We start from the raw sequence: 18,427 nt of genomic DNA on the forward strand, positions 1-18,427 counted from the left end.
TTCAAGGGATTCGTTCGGCCGCACCGTGGACCCCGGCCCAGGGCCGGGGTGACGGAAGAGGACCGAAGGTCAACGCTTCACTTGTTGCGGAGCGCGCCGGCGACCAGCTTGTGCAGCTTCGAATGCAGCACGTCGTTCGCGGCGAGGAACTGGTTGCGCTCGCGCGGCATATCCTGCCCGCGGAAATCGGTGACGAAGCCGCCGGCTTCCTTGACCAGCAGCATCCCCGCCGCGACGTCCCACGGCTTGAGGTGCGATTCCCAATAGCCGTCGAACCGCCCCGCGGCGACCCAGGCGAGATCGAGCGCCGCCGCGCCGAGCCGGCGGATGCCGGCAACCTCGGGCGCCACCGCGCCGAAGATCCGGCTCCATTCGACGAAATCGCCATGGCCGAGGAACGGAATGCCCGTAGCGATCAGCGCGTCGGCGAGGTCACGCCGCGCCGAGACGCGCAGGCGCTGGCCCTGCAGCCACGCGCCCCTGCCCTTTTCGGCCCAGAAGCTCTCGTCGGTGAGCGGCTGATAGATATAGCCATGCGTCACCTCGGGCTTGCCCTGCGCGCCGTTGGGATCCTCGACTGCGATCGACATGCAGAAATGCGGGATGCCGTGGAGGAAGTTGCTGGTGCCGTCGAGCGGATCGATGATCCAGCGCGGCTTGCCCGGATCGCCCGCGATCTCGCCGCGCTCCTCGACGAGGAAGCCCCAATCGGGCCGCGCCTTTTGCAGTTCCTCGATCAGCGTGTCCTCGGCGCGCTTGTCGGCGAGGCTGACGAAGTCGGCCGGGCCCTTGCGGCTCACCTGGAGGTGCTGGACCTCGTTGAAGTCGCGCCGCAGCCGCGGCCCGGCCTTGCGGACGGCGCGCTCGATGACGGTGATGATGCCGGAATGGGAAACCAAGATACTGCTCCAAAACCCCTCTCCCAATGGGAGAGAGTCAGGGGGGCGGTCATGCTCCCGGCATGACCTGAATAACGCGGGGCGTTATTCACCCCGTAACTGGGCCCATCGCGTCAGCGATGGGAGGGTGCGGGTCGAGGGCAGTCCGATACCGCCCTCACCCAACCCTCTCCCACGGGGAGAGGGCTTTTAGTCCGCGCGGCGGACGTAGGTCTGTTCGTAAACATCGACGACGATGCGGGTTCCCGAGGCGATGTGCGGCGGGACCATCACGCGGACGCCGTTCTCGAGCAGCGCGGGCTTGTACGACGACGACGCCGTCTGGCCCTTCACCACTGCATCGGCCTCGACGATCGTGGCTTCGATCGTGTCGGGCAGCTGCACCGAGATCGCCTCTTCGTCGTAGAGCTCCATCACCACGTCCATGCCGTCCTGCAGGAACGCCGCGGCGTCGCCGAGCAGATCGCGCGGCAGCGTGGTCTGGTCATAGGTGTCCTTGTCCATGAACACGAGGTTCTCGCCCTCGGCGAACAGGAATTGGAAGTCCTTGGTGTCGAGGCGCACGCGCTCGACCGTCTCCGCCGAGCGGAAGCGGACATTGTTCTTGCGGCCGTCGCGCAGATTCTTGAGCTCGACCTGCATATAGGCACCACCCTTGCCCGGCTGGGTGTGCTGAATCTTCACGGCGCGCCAGATGCCGCCTTCATATTCGATGATGTTGCCGGGACGGATGTCCACGCCGCTGATCTTCATGGATCGAGACCTGTAAGCTGAGAAAGAGCGAAGGTCGCGCCTTTAGCGGCGCATCACGATTCCGGCAAGCGCTGCGCCGCCGCCACCGCCGCATCGATGCGCGCCGTCGCCTCTTCGTCCCACAAAGGCGGGTCTTCGGGCGTCGGCAGCCCCGGAAAGCTCGGCACGCCGGCGGGCACCTCGACCAGCGGATGCCGCGTCACCGTGAAGAAATGCGCGTCGGGCAGGATGCGCTCGTCGAGCGTGCCGCCACGGACGAAGCGGATCGCGTCGCCGAAATCGGGGTGCGTCCCCCACAGCCCCACGCCACAGCGCGGGCAGCGCGCGCTGCGCGTCGCGGGTTGGCTGCCCAGCTGCGAGACGAAGATCTCGGGCTCGCCATCGGTCAGCATCTCGACCCGGTCAGCCTCGATCATCGCGTTGATCGCAAAGGCCGATCCGGTCTCGCGCTGGCAGACGCGGCAATGGCAGCCGTTCACGAAGATCGGCGCCGACGTCATTCTAAAGCGAATATACCGGCAGTTGCAGCCGCCCTGCATCACGCACCTTTTCTGCACTGCCCCGCAGGCTAGGGAGTGGTCCGGCGGCCCGCAAGCAGCGGATAGGGATTCACCGGCTGGCCCTGCCACCAATTGTCGGCGGGCTGCATGTGCGACACCGCAAAGTGGAGATGATAATTGCCCGCGCCGGCATTGCCGGTGTCGCCGACAAAGCCGAGCAGTTCGCCGGCCTTGATTTCGATCCCCTCGACGATTCCCGGCGCATAGCGCTGGAGGTGCGCGTAATAATAGCTCCATTGCCGGTCCGGCGAGCGGACGTAGAGCGTGATCCCCCCGCCGCCATTGCTGTAGAACAGCTTCTCGATCGTTCCCGGCGCGGCGGCGATCACCGGCGTGCCGCCCGGCGCCATGATATCGGTCGCCTGATGCGCCCGTGCGCCGTTCGCGCGCGATTGTCCCCAGGTGTCGACGATCTGCGCGCGCTGCACGCCCTGCACCGGCACGAGCAGCAACCTATGCGTCCACGCGCCCGCCGGCGCCGCGGGCGCCGACGCGGTCGCCTGGACGGGCGCCGGCGCCACCGGCGCCGCGGGGTCGCCCGGCACGATGCGGATCATCGACGCCATCGCGGCCAACGCCAGAAGCAAGAGCAAGCCCACCCCCATGGTCAGCCGTCTTAGCATGGCATCACTCCTGGAACACGGCTTCGGCGCCCGGCTTGATCATCAGCGCCAGCCGCGCCGCGTCCCAATTGGTCAGCCGGATGCAGCCATGGCTCTGGGTCCGCCCGATCGTCTGCGGCTCGGGCGTGCCGTGGATGCCGTAATGCTCCTTGGAAAGATCGAGCCAGACCACGCCCACCGGCCCGTTGGGGCCCGGCGGCAGCATCGCCTTCTCGTCGTCCTTCTTGGCGTCCCAGAACAGGTCGGGGTTATAATGAAACTTCGGATTGGTATCTACGACGTTGATTTTCCACGTTCCGATCGGCAGCGGATCATGCTGGCTACCCATCGTCGCGCTGAACTGCGCGACCAACGTGTCGTTGGTGTCGAACACCTTGAGCACCTTCTCGGACTTGTCGACGACGATATGGTCGCCCGCCGGCTGGTGCGCGTCGACATTGAGGTCGGTCAGCGTCTGGCGCCATTCGGGTTTGAGATCGCCGGCGTAATCGCGCGAGCTCGGTACCACATTGGGAAAGACGAAGGTCGCGCCCGGCCGGATCGCGCCGCCGCCGGGGTTGAGCTCGACCAGCACCTCGGGCGTGGTGTGGAACATCTCGGCGAGCTTCTCGAGCGGCCGGGTATAGGCGAGCGCCGGCAGCTTCGCCTGATCCTCGGGATCCTTGGGCGTCGGATTGATGAAGGGGCCCTGCAGCATCGCCGGATCGAGCGTGACCCGCGTCACCGGCCGGCGCTCGCGATATTGATGGAGCGCCCCCAGCGTCGCGCGATCGAGCTTGCCACTGGTCGTCAGCCCCTGGCTTTGCTGGAATCCCTTGAGCGCCGCGGTCAGCGATTGCCCCTCGCGGCCATCGACGATCCCGGGCGCGAAGCCGAGCGAGTCGAGGATCACCTGCGCATGCATTATGGTATAGTCGACCGGCGGCTTGCCGCTCGGCGACTTCGCCTCGGGCTGCGCCGCGAGCGGAGCCATGGCGATCGCGGCAAGGCCAGCGGCAACGAGTAATTTTCTACGCAAAGACAGGCTCCTGACCAACATATGTCGGACCGGAGAACGAACGCGCGCCGGCTTGTTTCCGGAGACGCTGCGGCCGGCGCCCCGCCGATTGACCGTCATCCCCGCGAAACCGGGGATGACGAAGCGAGGGCGACGCAAGCCTGTCCTCAGCCCGCCAGCACCGCCTCGAACGCCTTTATCGCAGCGGCCTCGTCGCCGCCCCACACCGCGGCGGACACCGCGAGAAAGTCCGCCCCGGCATCGATCAACGGCCGCGCATTGGCCGGCGTGATTCCGCCGATCGCGACGCAGGGGATCTCGAACACCGTCGTCCACCAGCTCAGGATCGACGGCTCGGGGCGATGGCGCACTTCCTTGGTCGTCGTCGGATAGAAGCTGCCGAACGCGACATAGTCGGCGCCCGCCTCGCCCGCCTCCATCGCGAGGTGGCGGCTGTCATGGCAGGTCACGCCGATCTGCGCCGAGGGGCCGAGCACCGAGCGCGCCTCGCGCGGGTCGCCATCCTCCTGGCCGAGATGCACCCCGTCCGCCCCCAGCCGCTTGGCGAGGCTGATGCTGTCGTTGACGAGGAAGGCGACGTCGCGATCGGCGCAGATGCGCTGCAGCGGCTCGGCCAGCCGCGCCGCCTCGTGCTGGTCGACATCCTTGACGCGGAACTGGAACGCGGCGACCGGGCCGGCATCGAGCGCGCGGGCCAGCCGGTCGGCAAAGCCGCCGGTCACGTCGAGCGGCGAGATCAGATAGAGCTGGCACGCCGGCCGTCGATGGTCGCGCACGAATTGATCCGCAAAGCCCTCCAGCGCGTTGTCGGCGTCGAGGTCGTCTTCGGGATCGTGCATGGTCAACTCCGGGCTCGCGGAAATCCGCATCGGTTGTTCGGGCCGGGTCTAGCCCTATTGGCGTGGCCGCTTCTACCCCGCGAAGCCGGCGGTCAAGAACTGGTTCCGCGCCGCGCCGGACATTTCGATGGTGGCTGGCTCGGGCGCACGCGGCGCCGGACGATATTCGGGCGATCCGCCGCGTTCGGCATCGGCATGCGCTATAACGGAAAGAGATCAGGCGCCTCTTTGAAGGCAGCCGCCCGCGCGCGGCGCGGCAGATGCGGAGTTCGATTGCAAATGGCCAGTGGCAAGCCTCGTTTCGTGCAGCTCAAGTCGATCAACGGCGAGCCGATGCTCGTCAACCTCGCGCTGGTGCGCACGGTGACCACGATCAACCTCGCCGGCGACGATGTCGGCGTGATTTCGTTCGACAAGGAGCATGAAGTGGTGGTCGGCTCGACGGTGTCCGACGTCACCGCCGCGATGGCCGAGCGCGCGCTTCCCGTCGGCGACTGAGCCGGGCCGGCGTCAGCCGGTCACCAGCGCGATCAGGAATCCGTCCCACGGCTTGGCGCCGATGGTCTGCAGCGCCGTTGCCGAAAGCCGCGGCTCGGCGGCGACGGCGTCGTAGAGCGCGCGCGTTCCAATGATCCGCGGATCGTCGCTCGCCGGATCGAGCACCCCGCCCGCGCGCACGACATTGTCGACCACGATCACCGTTCCGGGCCGCGACAGAACGAGCGCGGCGCGCAGATAGGCGACATTGCCTTCCTTGTCGGCGTCGATGAACACGAGGTCGAACGGCGCCTGCGCCTCTTCTTGCAACGCCGCGAGGCTGTCCGCCGCTGGTCCGACGCGGATGGCGCAGCGGTCCGCCACCCCGGCGCGCGCGAGATTGGCCTCGGCCACCGTGGCATGGTGCGGCTCGAGTTCGAGCGTCACCAGCCGGCCCTCGGGCGGCAGCGCGCGGGCCAGCCAGATCGTCGAGTAGCCGCCGAGCGTGCCTATTTCGAGGATCCGCCGCGCCCCCGCGATCCGCGCCAGCAGGTGGAGCAGCTTGCCCTGGACCGGCGCAACGTCGATCGCCGGAAGCCCGCCCGCTTCGTTGGCGGCGAGCGCGGCGTCCAGCGCCGGATCGCTCTCCAGAAGCTTCGCCTCGATCCACGCGTCGACCGCGCCGGGATCGACGCCGTCAGCCATGCGCGACAAAGCTGCCCGCCACCGGGCGCGTCTCGACGCTGAGCTCGAACCCCGCGATCAGCGGGCGCCCCTTCGCGATCGCCGCGCGCACCGCGGGTAGCTGCAGCGACGCCTTGTGGCTCGATGCGTCGTCCCAGATTTCGGTGATCCAGATCGCGTCGGGATCCTTGGCGTCCTCGGCGATCAGATAGGCGCGGCAGCCCGGCATCGCGCCGGTGCCCGAGCTGAGGATCGCGATCAGCTCGGCGCGCTTGCCGGGCAGGGCTTTCATCTTGCCGATCATCCCGAACGGGACCGGATCTTCCATATCCCTGCCTTTCGCCAAGGCGCCGCCGCCCAGCATCGCGAGCGCGAGGCCCGCGAGCACCGGGCGACGCGCCGTCATTCCTCGCCCTTGTAGATGCGCACCAGCCTGTCGAGCATCGCCAGCGCGTCCTCGCGCTTGCGCTGGAAGGTGTTGCGCCCGATGATCGAGCCGTTGCCGCCGCCCGCGCGGATGTCGCGCGCGTCCTGATAGACCGCGTCCTCGCCCTTGGCCGCGCCGCCCGAGAAGACGACGATGCGGCGGCCGTTGAAGCAGCTCTGCACCACATGCTTCACGCGATCGGACTGCGCCGACCAATCGCTGCCCTCATAGGCCTTTTGCGCATCCTTCTGCTCGATATGCGCGCTCGGCAGCTTGACCTTGATGATGTGCGCGCCGAGCAGCCCCGCCATGTGCGCGGCATAGGCGCCGACGTCGAGCGCGAGCTCGCCGTCCTTCGAGAGCTTGCCGCCGCGCGGATAGGACCAGATCACCGTGGCGATGCCGACCGAGGCCGCCTCGGCGCGCATCTCCTTGATTTCCTCCATCATCCCGAACACGTCGTCGGCGCCCGGATAGATGGTGAAGCCGATCGCCGAGCAGCCGAGCCGCAGCGCGTCGTCGACGCCGCCGGTCACCGCCTGGTCGATCGAGGTAGCCCAGCTGTTCGACGAGTTGACCTTGAGGATGGTCGGGATCTGCCCGGCGAAAGTGTCGGCACCCGCCTCGATCATGCCGAGCGGCGCGGCATAGGCCGAGAGCCCGGCGTCGATCGCCAGCTGGAAATGATAATGGGGATCATAGGCGGCGGGATTGACCGCGAAGCTGCGCGCCGGGCCGTGCTCGAAGCCCTGGTCGACCGGCAGGATGATCAGCTTGCCGGTGCCGCCGAGCCGGCCCTGCATCAGGATCCGGGCAAGATTGGCCTTAACCCCGGGGTTGTCGGACTCGTAGTTCGCGAGAATGGCGCGGACTGCGGGCGTGATGCTCATGACTTCCCCTTGATTCGGTTCGCTCTGCCGCGGTCCCTATCGCACCGCATTAGGGGCGGAAACCGCTGACAACGCTGACCAAAGGGTCAAGGGTCGACAAAGAGCCAGAGCGCGACTGTCCGGCGACGAATCGCCGGGCGCGATGGCCTCAATGCACCGTCGCGAGCCGGGCGCGGCCGGGGGTGCCGGCCCGCGCCGTGCGGGCATCCTCGTCGAGCCGGAAGCGCGCCGCCTGCTCGACCAGCGCGGTCACTTCGTTGCTGAGCGTGCGCGACGCCGCCGAGGTCTGCTCGACCATCGCCGCATTCTGCTGGGTGGCCTGGTCCATCGTGCCGATCGCGCCGCTGATCTCGCTGACCGCCGCCGACTGCGCCGCATTGTCTGCCGCCATGCCGCCAACAAGGTCATGCACCTGCCCCACCCCGTCGCTGATCCCGGCCAGCGCACCGTCGACGCGCTCGACCGCGGCGACCGCGGCATGGATGTCGACCTGCGTCGCGGTGAGCTGGTCGCGCGCGCGGCCGGCCTCTTCCTCGGCGCGCATCGCCAGCGCGCTGACCAGATCGGCGACCACGGCGAAGCCGCGCCCCGCCTCGCCGGCACGCCCCGCCTCGACCGCGGCGTTCATCGCGAGCACCCGCGTCTGGAAGGCGATCTTGTCGAGCCCCTCGATCACATCGTCGATGCCGCGCGCGCTCTCGCTGACCCGCGTCATCGCCTGCACCGCCTCGTCGGTGACCGCACGCCCGCCATGCACCGCGCCCGCAGCCTCGCCGGCGCGCGCGACGGTCTGCGACGCCGCATCGGCGCTCGCCCGGATCCGTCCGTCGATCTGCGCGATCGCCGCGGTGGTCTCCTCGAGGCTGGCGGCGTTGCTCTGGGTGCGCCGCGCGAGATTTTCCGACGCCTGCGCGATCTCCGCCGAGCCGGTGCGGATCGTCTCGGCGCTCTCGCGCACCGAGCCGATCAGCCCGCGCAGCGCGCCGAGCGCATCGTTGAAGTTGCGCCGCACGGTCCCGTAGCTCTCGGGGAAGTCTTCGCCGATCGCCGCAGTCAGGTCGCCGGCCGAAAGCTTGCCGAGCCCGTCCGAAAGCGCGTCGACGACGAATTTCTGCTCGGCATCGGCCGCCGCCTTGGCGCGGTCGGCTGCCTCCTTGGCGACCGCCGCGTCGCGGAATATCAGCACCGCGCGTGCCATGTCGCCGAATTCGTCGCCGCGCGTCGTCTCGGGCACGTCGACGCGATTGTCGCCCCCGGCGAGCCGCTTCATCACGCCGGTGAGTGCCAGCACCGGCCGGCCGAGCAGCCCGCGGAGCAAGCCCCACAGCAGCAGCGCCACCGCGAACATCGCGATCGCGCCGACGATCACCGCCGATTCCTCCGATTTGCTCGCCCGGCGCATCTCGCTCAGGCTCGCCTGCACCGCGGCATATTTCTCCTTGCGCAGCGCCTCGGCCCCGTCCGTCATCGCCTCGACCGCGCGCGAGGCGCCGCTGCTGCCGGCGAGCGCGTGCGCGCGCGTCGCGTCGGCCTGCGACATGTGCCCGAGCATCGGATCGACGACGGTGCGACGCCATTCGGCGACCGCGGCCATGGTCTGGTCGAGCAATGCCCGATCCTCCGCCTCGTCGAGCAGCGGCCGCAACCTCGCCGCGGCGGCATCGAAGCGCTGCATGCTGTTCTCGAACGCGGCGACGTCCCCGGGCGCGTTGCTCACCGCATAGCCGCGCAGATCGGCGACCGCGGCGAGCAGCGCATTCTCGACCTCGGCGGACAGCGCCTGCTCGGCATCGACCTGGTCATTGACCTGGCTGAGCTGCACCACTTCCGACGACTGGAGATAGACGAACCCCAGCGTGGCGCCGGCGGCGAGCATGATCGCGCCGAACGCGGCGGCGAGCTTGCGGGAAATCGGGAGAGACTTGAGCATGGGCAGGTTCCGGAAAGTGCGGACGCGCTCCCCAACGCGTCGGCGATATCGGAATCATTATAGGCTGCCGTAGCGGCGCCCGGCATCGCCGGAGCGCAATAGCATCGCTTATCGGTCACGAATCTGCCGCCGGTCTGCCGCCGGCGAAAAAAGGGGAGCCGGTTTCCCGACTCCCCTCCGTTCCTTGCGCGCGCGGCTCGCGGCTGCCGGCTGACTATCGCTGCAGCGCGGCGACGCCCGGCAGCGCCTTGCCTTCCATCCATTCGAGAAACGCGCCGCCGGCGGTCGAGACGAAGCTGAAATCCCCGGCCACGCCTGCCTGGTTGAGCGCTGCGACGGTATCCCCGCCCCCGGCGACCGAAACCAGCGAACCCTCCTTGGTCAGCGCCGCGGCGGTCCGCGCGAGGCTGATCGTCGCGGTGTCGAACGGCGGCGTCTCGAACGCGCCGAGCGGGCCGTTCCACACCAACGTCCGGCAGGTCTTGAGCACATCGGCCAGCGCCTCGGTCGCCGCCGGGCCGACATCGAGGATCATCTCGTCTTCGGCGACTTCATGGACATTGACCGTCCGCACCGGCGGATTGGCCCGGAATTCCTTCGCGACCACCACGTCGTACGGCAGATGCACCGTGCAGTTCGCCTTGTCGGCCGCGTCGAGGATCTCCTCCGCGGTGCCGGTAAGGTCATGCTCGCACAGCGACTTGCCGACATTCACCCCGCGCGCGGCGAGGAAGGTGTTGGCCATACCGCCGCCGATGATCAGATGATCGACCTGCGCGACGAGGTGCTTGAGCACGTCGAGCTTGGTCGAGACCTTCGCGCCACCCACGACCGCCGCAACCGGATGCTCGGGATTGCCGAGCGCCTTGTCGAGCGCGTCGAGCTCGGCTTCCATCTGACGCCCCGCGAACGCCGGCAGCTTGTGCGCGAGGCCCTCGGTCGAGGCATGCGCGCGGTGCGCGGCGGAGAAGGCGTCGTTGACGTAGAGATCGCCGAGCGCGGCGAGCCGGTCGACGGTCTCGGGCGCGTTCTTCTCCTCGCCCGCGTCGAAGCGGGTATTCTCGAGGATGCCGACTTCGCCCTCGGCCATCGTCGCGATCACGCCCGCGGCGTCCTGATCGTCGATGAAACGCACCGGACGGCCGAGCACGGCCTCGAACGGCCGGGTGACCAGCGCGAGGCTCATCTCGGGGTTACGCTGCCCCTTGGGGCGCCCGAAATGCGCGAGGACGATCACCTTGGCACCCTTGTCGGCCAGCTCGGCGACGGTCTGCACCGCGGCGCGCAGCCGGGTGTCGTCGGTCACCGCGCCATCGGCCATCGGCACGTTGAGATCCTCGCGGACGAGCACCCGCTTGCCGGTGACCTCGCCCATATCGTCGAGCGTCCTGAAGTTGCGCGCCATATTCGTCTCCCGCCCGTGCTCCTGCGAAAGCAGGAGCCCAGGGTTACAAAGCACTGTCCCGCCTGGCTCTGGGCTCCCGCTTTCGCAGGAGCACAAAGCGGCAGATCAGCCCAGCTTCGCCATCGCGGTCGCGGTATCGACCATGCGGTTCGAGAAGCCCCATTCATTGTCGTACCAGCTGACCACGCGGACCAGCTTGCCGTCGATCACTGCGGTCTCGAGGCTGTCGACGGTCGACGAAGCCGGGGTGTGGACGATGTCGATCGAGACGAGCGGCTCGTCCGAATAGACCAGCACGCCCTTGAGCGGGCCGCTCTCCGACGCCGCCTTGAGGATCGCATTGATCTCGTCGCGGGTGGTGTCGCGCTTCGGGGTGAAGGTCAGATCGACGAGGCTGCCGTCCGGAACCGGAACGCGGATCGCCGAGCCGTCGAGCTTGCCCTTGAGCTCGGGCAGCACCTCGCCCACCGCGCGGGCAGCACCCGTGGTGGTCGGGATGATGTTCATCGCCGCGGCACGAGCGCGACGCAGGTCCGGGTGGATCTGGTCGAGGATCTTCTGGTCGTTGGTATAGGCGTGGACCGTGGTCATCAGCCCGCGCTCGATGCCGACGCTGTCGTTGAGCACCTTGGCCACCGGCGCGAGGCAGTTGGTGGTGCACGACGCGTTCGATACGATCGTGTGGCCGGCCTCGAGCTTGTCGTGGTTGACGCCATAGACGACGGTCAGATCGACATTCTTGCCCGGCGCCGAGATCAGCACCTTCTTCGCGCCGGCGTCGATGTGCTTCTGCGTATCGTCGCGGGTGGTGAAGAAGCCGGTGCACTCCAGCACCAGCTCGACGCCGTTGGCGGCGTGCGGCAGGTTGGCCGGGTCCTTCTCCTTGGTCACCTTGATGCGCTTGCCGTCGATGACGAGGTCGTCGCCCTCGGCGGTGACGGTGCCCGGATATTTGCCGTGGACGCTGTCACGCGAGAAGAGCCAGGCGTTCGACTTGGCGTCGGCGAGGTCGTTGATCGTCACCAGCTCGAGCCCGCTGTCGGGGCGCTCGAGGATCGCGCGCGCGACCAGGCGTCCGATGCGTCCGAAACCGTTGATCGCAACCTTCGTCATATCGCTACACTCCTGCTTCGATTTTTTTGAGCCGTTCGGCTCGCTATATGGGGGCTCAGCCGAGCGCTGCCACGATCTTCGGCGCGATCGCTGCGGCAGTCAGGCCGAAATATTCGTAGAGCGCCGGCGCGGGCCCGGAGGCACCGAACCGATCGATGCCGAAACGCAGCCCGCCAATCCCGGTATAGCGCTCCCAGCCCATCGTCGTGCCCGCCTCGATCGAGACACGGAGCACGTGATGCGGCAGCACCTCGTCGCGATATTCGGCAGTCTGCGCGTCGAACCGCTCCCAGCTCGGCATCGAGACGACATCGGCGCCGATGCCCTGCGCCTCGAGCGCGGCACGCACGGCGACCGCGATCTCGACTTCGGAGCCGGTGGCGATCAGCACCACCTTGCGCTCCGCCTCGGCAGCGAGCAGCCGGTAGGCGCCCTTGGCCGAGCGGTTCTCGCCGCCATCGGTGCGCAGCTGGGGCAGGTTCTGCCGCGAGAGCGCGAGCAGCGACGGGCCGTCGTTCTTTTCCAGCGCCAGCGCCCAGCATTCGGCGGTCTCGATCGTGTCGCACGGGCGATAGACGTCGAGATTGGGGATGAGGCGCAGGCTCATCACATGCTCGATCGGCTGGTGCGTCGGGCCGTCCTCGCCGAGACCGATCGAATCGTGCGTCATCACATAGGCGACGCGGGTCTGCTGGAGCGCCGAGAGGCGGATCGCGGCGCGGGCATAGTCCGAGAACACGAGGAAGGTGCCGCCATAGGGGATCACGCCCCCGTGCAGCGCCATGCCGTTCATCGCCGCGGCCATGCCGAACTCGCGGATGCCGTAATAGATGTAGCGGCCCTCATAGGTGCCCGCGGTGAGCGCCACGAGATTCCTGGTCAGCGTGTTGTTCGAGCCGGTCAGGTCGGCCGAGCCGCCGATCGTCTGGGGCAAGGCGGTGTTGATCGCCTCGAGCGCCATTTCCGAGGCCTTGCGCGTCGCGACATTTTGCGGGTTGGCGAGCAGCCCGTCGACATAGGGCTTGAGCCAGTCGCTCGAAGCGGTGTCGCGCGCCTCGAAAGCTGCACGATCGGAATGGCTTGCGAGGCGCTCCTGCCACTTGTTATGCGCTTCGGCGCCGCGCTTGCCGGTCTCGAGCCACGCCGCGCGGATGTCCTCGGGAACCTCGAACGGGCCGTGGTGCCAGCCCAAGGTCTCGCGCGCCGCGGCGACTTCGTCCTTGCCCAGCGCCGCGCCGTGGACCTTCGAGGTGCCCTGCTTGTTGGGCGCGCCCTTGCCGATGATCGTGCGGCAGCGGATCAGCGCGGGGCGATCCTCGTCGCGCGCTTCCTCGATCGCCGCGACGATGCTGTCCTCGTCATGCCCGTCGCATTCGGTGACGTACCAGCCGGTCGCCTCGTAGCGCGCGACGATGTCCTCGCTCGACGAAAGCGACACCGATCCGTCGATGGTGATCTTGTTGTCGTCCCACAGCACGATCAGCCGATCGAGCTTGAGGTGCCCCGCGAGGCCGATAGCCTCGTGGTTGATGCCTTCCATCAGGCAGCCGTCGCCGGCGATCACCCAGGTATGGTGGTCGACCAGATCGTTGCCGAACGTCGCGTTGAGGTGGCGCTCGGCGATTGCCATGCCCACCGCCATCGCGAGTCCCTGGCCGAGCGGCCCGGTAGTCGCCTCGACGCCGGCGAGCTCGAAATTCTCGGGATGGCCCGCGCACGGGCTGCCGATCTGGCGGAAGTTGCGGATGTCTTCGAGCGTCGGCCGGGCATAGCCGGTGAGATGCAGCAGCGAATAGATCAGCATCGATCCGTGCCCCGCGGAGAGCACGAAGCGATCGCGATCGGGCCAGCGCGGCGCGGCGGGATCGAACTTCAGATAGCGTTGGAAGAGCACCGTCGCGACGTCGGCCATGCCCATCGGCATGCCGGGATGCCCCGAATTGGCGGCCTCCACGGCGTCCATCGATAGCGCGCGGATCGCATTGGCGCGGTCGCTGAAGGAAACGGTCACCTGGACTCCCCTGCTGGTCGCGGACGCCTTTGGGACGCATGCGCCCGCACGTCAACCGCTGCGCCCGCCTGTTCGGCAAAGCCGTTGGCCGCTCTCGAAAAATCGATGGGCCGTTGGACGCAGGAGTCTTGCCGCGCCCGCCCGCTCTGCCTAATCGGGTGGGTTATGGCCGAAAGCTCCGCAGACCGTATCGAACAGGCGCTGGCCCGGATCGAGCGCGCCGCGGCCGCGCGCGCCTACACCACCGAGCGCCTCGCGCGCCGCCACGCCAAGCTGCGCGCGCGGATCGAGGAAGCGGTCGCGTCGCTCGACGTGCTGATCGCGCGCGAAACGGCGAGTACGGAATCCGAGTAATGGCCGATATCGACCTCAGCATCGCCGGCCGCAGCTATTCGATCGCCGCACGCGACGGCGACGAGCCGCATCTGCGCCATCTCGAAGCGATCCTGCAGCAGCACGCCCAGACCGCGCAGCGCGCCTCGGGCGGGCTCAACGCCGAGCGCACGCTCGTCTATCTCGCGCTGATCCTCGCCGACATGGTCGACGAAGTGCAGCGCAATCCGCCGCAGGGCGTCTCGCCGGTGCTGCTCGATCGCATCGCCGATCGGCTCGAGGCGGTGGCGGCGGCGCTCGAGGAAGACGCCGCGGAAGCCTGACCGAAGCGCGCGGTTGCGTCGGCGCGCCCGCGCCCCTACATGCATCCGCGGCGGGCACTGCCCGGTGCGAGCCTTGGCATTATCCCTGAGGCTATTCATCATCCATGGGGGCTGTCCCTGTGCAGATCCTGGTCTGTCGCATATGGTCCCCACCTGACGTAACGGGCGTCAGAGGATATTCTGGCAAACGGCCATGGCGGTCCCGCCACCGCATTCTTCCCGCATGATCATCGACAAGCCCGCGCTCCGCGCGAAGCTGCGCGCCGATCGCGACCTGTTCGCGGCGCAGTCCTCGACCGCGATCGTCGCGCCCGAAGCCTATGTCGAGCGCCTGAAGCCGGGGATGATCGTCGCGACCTATTGCGCGGTGGGCAGCGAGGCCGATCCGACCCAGCTCGCCGCTGCCGCCGCCGCGGCAGGATGCCGGCTCGCCCTCCCCTTCGTGGTCGACCGCGCCGCGCCGATCCGCTTCCTCGCCTGGGAGCTGGGCGCGCCGCTGGTGGCCGGCCCGTTCAGCCTGCGCCAGCCCGATCCGTCGAGCCCCGAGGTCGTTCCCGACGTGATCCTCACCCCGCTGGTCGGCTTCGATCGCCGCCTCGATCGCCTCGGCCAGGGCGCCGGCCATTACGACCGCGCCTTCGCGCGCTACGAATCGGCGTGGCGCGTCGGGGTGGCGTGGTCGGTGCAGGAGGTTCCTGCTATCCCCGCCGACATCTGGGACGTGCCGCTGCACGCGATCATCACCGAGGAGGGCATGTTGTGGCGCGAGGAGAAGTGAAGCCGAGCTGGCGCAAGCCCGTCGGCATGCTCGCGATCCTGTTGTTGATTCTGGTCTGGGTGGTGCTGGTCGCCAGCTTCTCGGCGCAGATCGGCGCGCTGCCGATCCTCGTCCAGGCGCTGCTCTACGTCACGCTGGGCATCGTCTGGATCACCCCGCTCAAGCCGTTGCTGCGCTGGATGGAGACGGGGCGCTGGCGCGCGCCGCAGCGCTGAGCGCGACGATCGATCACATCTTCCCGGGAACGGCATGGCGCGAGTGACGGGGCTCGAACCCGCGACCTCCGGCGTGACAGGCCGGCGCTCTAACCAACTGAGCTACACCCGCTTGATCCAGGCGGGGCGACGCATGCCGCATCTTGGAAACCGCTTCGGTCGACCACAGGAGACCCCCGAAAGGATCCCGCGTGGCGCGAGTGACGGGGCTCGAACCCGCGACCTCCGGCGTGACAGGCCGGCGCTCTAACCAACTGAGCTACACCCGCTCTCGAAGCGAGGAGGCGGCCACTAACCCCGGCTTTCGGGGGTGTCAACCGGATTGGTCGCGACTTTGTCGACGATGGGTGTGCGTCTCGCCGGGATGGCTCACCAGCGTGCCGTGCTCGAACAGGAATCCGGCGATGTCGGGCTTGCCCGCGGCGTTGAGCACGGTCTGGATGATGATCAGCAGCGGCACCGCGAGCAGCGCGCCCGGCGTGCCCCACACCCAGCCCCAGAAGCTCAGCGAGACGAGGATGAGAATCGGGCTGATCGTCAGCCGGTGCCCGACGACCAGCGGCGTGACGACATTGGCCTCGATCAGATGCGCGCCGATCATCAGCGCCGCGGGCAGCAGCGCCCACCAGATGTCGGCGAAACTCATCAGCCCGCCCACCGCGAGCAGCAACGCCGAGAGGACCGGGCCGATATAGGGGATGTAGTTGAGCAGGGTGACGATGCCGCCCCACATCAGCGGCGTCGGCATGCCGATCGCCCACAGCGCGCCGGCGACGATCGCGCCGAGCGTCACGTTGATCAGCGTGATCGTGCCCAGATAGGCCGAAGTGTCGTCGACCACGTCCTGGATCACCCGCGCGGTCGCCATCGCGCCGCCGAAGCTCGCGCGCCGGGTGATCGCGTTGCGGCGCAGCCGCGTCCAGCCCGAGAGGAAGAAATAGATCACGAGGATCGCGAAGAACATCTCGAGCAGCGCCGAAGGCGCCGAGGTGCTGAACAGGTCGAGCAGCGAGCGCGGCGGCGACACTGCGATCGTCTCGGGCTGGCGCACCGGCGCCGAGGCGAAGTTGTTGAGCGTCTTGTCGACGAAGCGCTCGAGCCGCGAATAGAAGCGGATCAGCGGCTCGAGATTGTGCTGGATCTTGGGAATGCTCTCGGGCAGCCGCTGCATCCATTGCCACGCCGGCACCACGATCGAGGCCAGCGCGATATTGGCGATGCTGAGGAACAGCAGCACGCAGACGAACGCCGCCAGCGGCGCCGGCATGCGGTGGCGCTCGAGCCATTCGAGCATCGGTACCAGCGCGATCGCGATCACCAGCGCCGCGGTGAGCGGCAGGAAGAAGGGTGAGCCTTCGCGCAGCGCGAACGGTATCGCGAAAAGCAGCCCGACGCCGATCATCAGCGCCAGCGCCGCCATCAGCCGGTCGCGCCGCAGCCCGCCGTCCTGCAGCGAGTCCGGCGCGAGGATGGGCTCGCGCGGCGCGGCCGGCGGAATGCCGCCGTCCTCGTCGCTGCCCCCGCCCATGGCCCGCACCTCGTCGTCCACCCTTCGTTCTCCTTCGTACCGCTTCTAGGAGGCGGCGCGGGCGGTAGCAACGCCGGTTGCGCGCGGCGCAATCCGCGGCCAGTCTGCCGCGATGGGCGAATTGCTACTGGTCCTCGACGAAGGCACCACCTCCACCCGCGCGATGCTGTTCGCGCCGTCGGGCGAATGCCTCGGCAGCCGGGCCGCCGAACTCACCCAAAGCTATCCCGGCCCCGGCCTTGTCGAGCACGACGCCGCCCAGATCTGGCAGCGCACGCTCGCCTGCGCCCGCGCGATGGTCGACAAGGCCGGCGGCGCCGATCGGATCGCGGCGATCGGCATCACCAACCAGCGCGAGACCATCGTCTTCTGGGACAAGATCACCGGCGAGCCGCTTGCCCCCGCGATCGTCTGGCAGGACCGGCGCAGCGCCGCCCTGTGCCGCCAATGGCGCGAGGCGGGCGAGGAGCCGGGGGTGCAGGCACGCACCGGCCTGCTGCTCGATCCCTATTTCTCGGGCACCAAGATCGCTTGGGCGATGGCCAACTGGCCGCAGCTCGCCGAGGCCGGCGACCGGCTCGCGATCGGCACGATCGAGAGCTGGCTGGTGTGGAAGCTCACCGCCGGCGAGGATCGGGGTGGCCTCCACATCACCGACGCGACCAACGCCTCGCGCACCCTGCTGATGGGCCTCGGCAGCGGCGGCTGGAGCGATGGGCTGCTCGACATGTTCTCGGCGCCGCGGAGCGCCCTGCCCGAGATCGTCGACTGCGCCGGGCGCTTCGGCACGACCCGCCTGTTCGGCGGCGAGATCCCGATCTGCGGCCTCGCGGGCGATCAACAGGCGGCGACGGTCGGCCAAGCCTGTTTCGCCAAGGGTGACACCAAGGCGACCTATGGCACAGGCGCCTTCGTCCTCACCAATGCCGGCACCGTCCCGCCCTCCTCGAAGCACCGCCTGCTCGCCACGGTGCTCTGGCAATTGGGCGGCCGCCGCACCTATGCGATCGAAGGCTCGGTGTTCGTCGCCGGCAGCCTGATTCAGTGGCTGCGCGATTCGGTCGGGCTGATCGACACCGCTCCCGAGACCGAGGCGCTCGCGCGCTCGGTGCCCGACAATGGCGGCGTCTACCTCGTCCCCGCGCTGTCGGGCCTCGGCGCGCCGTGGTGGGAGCCCGACGCCCGCGCCGCGCTCTCGGGTCTCAGCTTCGCCAGCACCCGCGCGCACATCGTCCGCGCCGCCCTCGAGGCGATGGCGCATCAGAGCCACGACCTCGAGACCGCGTTCGCCGCCGATGGTGCCGATTGGGCGCGGCTGCGCGTCGACGGCGGCATGGTGACCAACGACTGGATGGCGCAGGACCTCGCCGACATGCTCGCCCTCCCCGTCGACCGCCCCGATTTCGCCGAAACCACCGCGCTCGGCGCGGCGATGCTCGCGGGGGTGGGATGCGGGCTGTTCGGCGGGCTCGGGGAAGCCGCGGCGATGCGGGGTCCCGGCACAACCTTCGAGCCCAAACTCTCCGCCGGGGCGCGCCAGACCCGGCTTGCCGGCTGGACTCAAGCCGTCCAGAACATCGTCACCCCCGCGAAAGCGGGGGCCCATCTCCCGGACTAGCCG

At 68.6% G+C, this 18,427-nt stretch carries 20 protein-coding genes and 2 tRNA genes; 6 read left to right on the forward strand and 16 right to left on the reverse strand.

Annotated features, from left to right (window positions below):
• Positions 1–77: 77 nt before the first annotated feature.
• From E5A74_RS05360 to thiE, 6 genes are all read right to left on the reverse strand, one after another.
• A complete protein-coding gene (locus E5A74_RS05360; protein ID WP_135983252.1) occupies positions 78–899 on the reverse strand; it encodes an inositol monophosphatase family protein in 822 nt (273 codons plus the stop codon).
• Positions 900–1,088: 189 nt separating this feature from the next.
• Positions 1,089–1,652, reverse strand: coding sequence for an elongation factor P (gene efp, locus E5A74_RS05365; RefSeq protein WP_135983253.1), 564 nt, complete (start codon positions 1,650–1,652; stop codon positions 1,089–1,091).
• A gap of 53 nt (positions 1,653–1,705) precedes the next feature.
• Positions 1,706–2,191 carry a GFA family protein gene (locus tag E5A74_RS05370; RefSeq protein ID WP_208411791.1) on the reverse strand — a complete coding sequence of 162 codons (486 nt, stop codon included), beginning with the start codon at positions 2,189–2,191 and terminating at the stop codon, positions 1,706–1,708.
• Between the two features lie 29 nt (positions 2,192–2,220).
• Positions 2,221–2,835 carry a M23 family metallopeptidase gene (locus tag E5A74_RS05375; protein ID WP_135983254.1) on the reverse strand — a complete coding sequence of 205 codons (615 nt, stop codon included), beginning with the start codon at positions 2,833–2,835 and terminating at the stop codon, positions 2,221–2,223.
• Positions 2,836–2,839: 4 nt separating this feature from the next.
• Positions 2,840–3,808 carry a L,D-transpeptidase family protein gene (locus E5A74_RS05380; protein WP_206365780.1) on the reverse strand — a complete coding sequence of 323 codons (969 nt, stop codon included), beginning with the start codon at positions 3,806–3,808 and terminating at the stop codon, positions 2,840–2,842.
• Between the two features lie 191 nt (positions 3,809–3,999).
• Positions 4,000–4,692 (reverse strand): thiamine phosphate synthase, encoded by a 693-nt coding sequence (gene thiE / locus E5A74_RS05385; RefSeq protein ID WP_135983256.1) that lies wholly within the window; start codon positions 4,690–4,692, stop codon positions 4,000–4,002.
• A 279-nt stretch (positions 4,693–4,971) separates the two neighbouring features.
• On the opposite strand from thiE, the gene E5A74_RS05390 reads away from it, so the two are divergent.
• Positions 4,972–5,190, forward strand: a complete 219-nt coding sequence (locus E5A74_RS05390; RefSeq protein WP_135983257.1) for a hypothetical protein — start codon at positions 4,972–4,974, stop codon at positions 5,188–5,190.
• Between the two features lie 12 nt (positions 5,191–5,202).
• Here E5A74_RS05390 and E5A74_RS05395 read toward each other — a convergent pair whose 3' ends face one another.
• The 7 genes from E5A74_RS05395 to tkt form a co-directional block, all read right to left on the reverse strand.
• On the reverse strand, positions 5,203–5,874 hold the full coding sequence (locus E5A74_RS05395; RefSeq protein ID WP_135983258.1) for an O-methyltransferase: 672 nt from the start codon (positions 5,872–5,874) through the stop codon (positions 5,203–5,205).
• Positions 5,867–6,259: a putative quinol monooxygenase gene (locus tag E5A74_RS05400; protein ID WP_135983259.1), complete on the reverse strand. Its 393-nt coding sequence runs from the start codon at positions 6,257–6,259 to the stop codon at positions 5,867–5,869. Before E5A74_RS05400 ends, E5A74_RS05395 begins: the two co-directional genes overlap by 8 nt.
• On the reverse strand, positions 6,256–7,170 hold the full coding sequence (locus tag E5A74_RS05405; protein ID WP_135983260.1) for a class I fructose-bisphosphate aldolase: 915 nt from the start codon (positions 7,168–7,170) through the stop codon (positions 6,256–6,258). The genes E5A74_RS05400 and E5A74_RS05405 overlap by 4 nt, the downstream gene beginning before the upstream one ends.
• Before the next feature lie 148 nt (positions 7,171–7,318).
• The gene (locus tag E5A74_RS05410; protein WP_240699673.1) at positions 7,319–9,100 is read right to left on the reverse strand and encodes a methyl-accepting chemotaxis protein; all 1,782 of its coding nucleotides are present in this window, start codon (positions 9,098–9,100) and stop codon (positions 7,319–7,321) included.
• Positions 9,101–9,314: 214 nt separating this feature from the next.
• The gene (locus E5A74_RS05415; protein WP_135983261.1) at positions 9,315–10,505 is read right to left on the reverse strand and encodes a phosphoglycerate kinase; all 1,191 of its coding nucleotides are present in this window, start codon (positions 10,503–10,505) and stop codon (positions 9,315–9,317) included.
• Between the two features lie 105 nt (positions 10,506–10,610).
• Positions 10,611–11,618, reverse strand: a complete 1,008-nt coding sequence (gene gap / locus E5A74_RS05420) for a type I glyceraldehyde-3-phosphate dehydrogenase (RefSeq protein ID WP_135983262.1) — start codon at positions 11,616–11,618, stop codon at positions 10,611–10,613.
• 55 nt (positions 11,619–11,673) lie between these two features.
• Entirely contained in the window at positions 11,674–13,629 is a 1,956-nt protein-coding gene (gene tkt / locus E5A74_RS05425; RefSeq protein WP_135983263.1) for a transketolase, read from the reverse strand.
• Positions 13,630–13,794: 165 nt separating this feature from the next.
• Between tkt and E5A74_RS05430 the strand changes: the two genes are divergently transcribed.
• The 4 genes from E5A74_RS05430 (at position 13,795) to E5A74_RS05445 (ending at position 15,278) form a co-directional block, all read left to right on the forward strand.
• Positions 13,795–13,983: a hypothetical protein gene (locus E5A74_RS05430; protein WP_135983264.1), complete on the forward strand. Its 189-nt coding sequence runs from the start codon at positions 13,795–13,797 to the stop codon at positions 13,981–13,983.
• Positions 13,983–14,285 (forward strand): cell division protein ZapA, encoded by a 303-nt coding sequence (locus E5A74_RS05435; RefSeq protein WP_135983265.1) that lies wholly within the window; start codon positions 13,983–13,985, stop codon positions 14,283–14,285. Before E5A74_RS05430 ends, E5A74_RS05435 begins: the two co-directional genes overlap by 1 nt.
• 223 nt (positions 14,286–14,508) lie before the next feature.
• The gene (locus E5A74_RS05440; protein WP_166745658.1) at positions 14,509–15,063 is read left to right on the forward strand and encodes a 5-formyltetrahydrofolate cyclo-ligase; all 555 of its coding nucleotides are present in this window, start codon (positions 14,509–14,511) and stop codon (positions 15,061–15,063) included.
• Entirely contained in the window at positions 15,060–15,278 is a 219-nt protein-coding gene (locus E5A74_RS05445) for a DUF2842 domain-containing protein (RefSeq protein WP_240699674.1), read from the forward strand. Before E5A74_RS05440 ends, E5A74_RS05445 begins: the two co-directional genes overlap by 4 nt.
• A 35-nt stretch (positions 15,279–15,313) precedes the next feature.
• On the opposite strand, the gene E5A74_RS05450 is transcribed toward E5A74_RS05445, so the two are convergent.
• The 3 genes from E5A74_RS05450 to E5A74_RS05460 form a co-directional block, all read right to left on the reverse strand.
• Positions 15,314–15,390, reverse strand: a tRNA-Asp gene (locus tag E5A74_RS05450).
• Positions 15,391–15,470: 80 nt separating this feature from the next.
• Positions 15,471–15,547: transfer RNA gene (locus E5A74_RS05455), tRNA-Asp, on the reverse strand.
• Positions 15,548–15,591: 44 nt separating this feature from the next.
• Positions 15,592–16,698 carry an AI-2E family transporter gene (locus E5A74_RS05460; RefSeq protein WP_240699722.1) on the reverse strand — a complete coding sequence of 369 codons (1,107 nt, stop codon included), beginning with the start codon at positions 16,696–16,698 and terminating at the stop codon, positions 15,592–15,594.
• A 220-nt stretch (positions 16,699–16,918) separates the two neighbouring features.
• On the opposite strand from E5A74_RS05460, the gene E5A74_RS05465 reads away from it, so the two are divergent.
• On the forward strand, positions 16,919–18,424 hold the full coding sequence (locus tag E5A74_RS05465; protein WP_135983266.1) for an FGGY family carbohydrate kinase: 1,506 nt from the start codon (positions 16,919–16,921) through the stop codon (positions 18,422–18,424).
• Positions 18,425–18,427 lie beyond the last annotated feature (3 nt).

The sequence above is a fragment of the Sphingomonas naasensis genome (assembly GCF_004792695.1).
GTDB lineage: Bacteria > Pseudomonadota > Alphaproteobacteria > Sphingomonadales > Sphingomonadaceae > Sphingomonas > Sphingomonas naasensis.

Excerpts from the sequence above, each read along its gene's own strand:
- efp (WP_135983253.1), bottom strand. The coding sequence starts at position 1,652 with ATGAAGATCAGCGGCGTGGACATCCGTCCCGGCAACATCATCGAATAT.
- E5A74_RS05370 (WP_208411791.1), bottom strand. The coding sequence starts at position 2,191 with ATGCAGGGCGGCTGCAACTGCCGGTATATTCGCTTTAGAATGACGTCG.
- E5A74_RS05375 (WP_135983254.1), bottom strand. The coding sequence starts at position 2,835 with ATGCTAAGACGGCTGACCATGGGGGTGGGCTTGCTCTTGCTTCTGGCG.
- E5A74_RS05380 (WP_206365780.1), bottom strand. The coding sequence starts at position 3,808 with ATGGCTCCGCTCGCGGCGCAGCCCGAGGCGAAGTCGCCGAGCGGCAAG.
- thiE (WP_135983256.1), bottom strand. The coding sequence starts at position 4,692 with ATGCACGATCCCGAAGACGACCTCGACGCCGACAACGCGCTGGAGGGC.
- E5A74_RS05390 (WP_135983257.1), top strand. The coding sequence starts at position 4,972 with ATGGCCAGTGGCAAGCCTCGTTTCGTGCAGCTCAAGTCGATCAACGGC.
- E5A74_RS05395 (WP_135983258.1), bottom strand. The coding sequence starts at position 5,874 with ATGGCTGACGGCGTCGATCCCGGCGCGGTCGACGCGTGGATCGAGGCG.
- E5A74_RS05400 (WP_135983259.1), bottom strand. The coding sequence starts at position 6,259 with ATGACGGCGCGTCGCCCGGTGCTCGCGGGCCTCGCGCTCGCGATGCTG.
- E5A74_RS05405 (WP_135983260.1), bottom strand. The coding sequence starts at position 7,170 with ATGAGCATCACGCCCGCAGTCCGCGCCATTCTCGCGAACTACGAGTCC.
- E5A74_RS05410 (WP_240699673.1), bottom strand. The coding sequence starts at position 9,100 with ATGCTCAAGTCTCTCCCGATTTCCCGCAAGCTCGCCGCCGCGTTCGGC.
- E5A74_RS05415 (WP_135983261.1), bottom strand. The coding sequence starts at position 10,505 with ATGGCGCGCAACTTCAGGACGCTCGACGATATGGGCGAGGTCACCGGC.
- gap (WP_135983262.1), bottom strand. The coding sequence starts at position 11,618 with ATGACGAAGGTTGCGATCAACGGTTTCGGACGCATCGGACGCCTGGTC.
- E5A74_RS05430 (WP_135983264.1), top strand. The coding sequence starts at position 13,795 with ATGGCCGAAAGCTCCGCAGACCGTATCGAACAGGCGCTGGCCCGGATC.
- E5A74_RS05435 (WP_135983265.1), top strand. The coding sequence starts at position 13,983 with ATGGCCGATATCGACCTCAGCATCGCCGGCCGCAGCTATTCGATCGCC.
- E5A74_RS05440 (WP_166745658.1), top strand. The coding sequence starts at position 14,509 with ATGATCATCGACAAGCCCGCGCTCCGCGCGAAGCTGCGCGCCGATCGC.
- E5A74_RS05460 (WP_240699722.1), bottom strand. The coding sequence starts at position 16,698 with ATGGCGGCGCTGGCGCTGATGATCGGCGTCGGGCTGCTTTTCGCGATA.
- E5A74_RS05465 (WP_135983266.1), top strand. The coding sequence starts at position 16,919 with ATGGGCGAATTGCTACTGGTCCTCGACGAAGGCACCACCTCCACCCGC.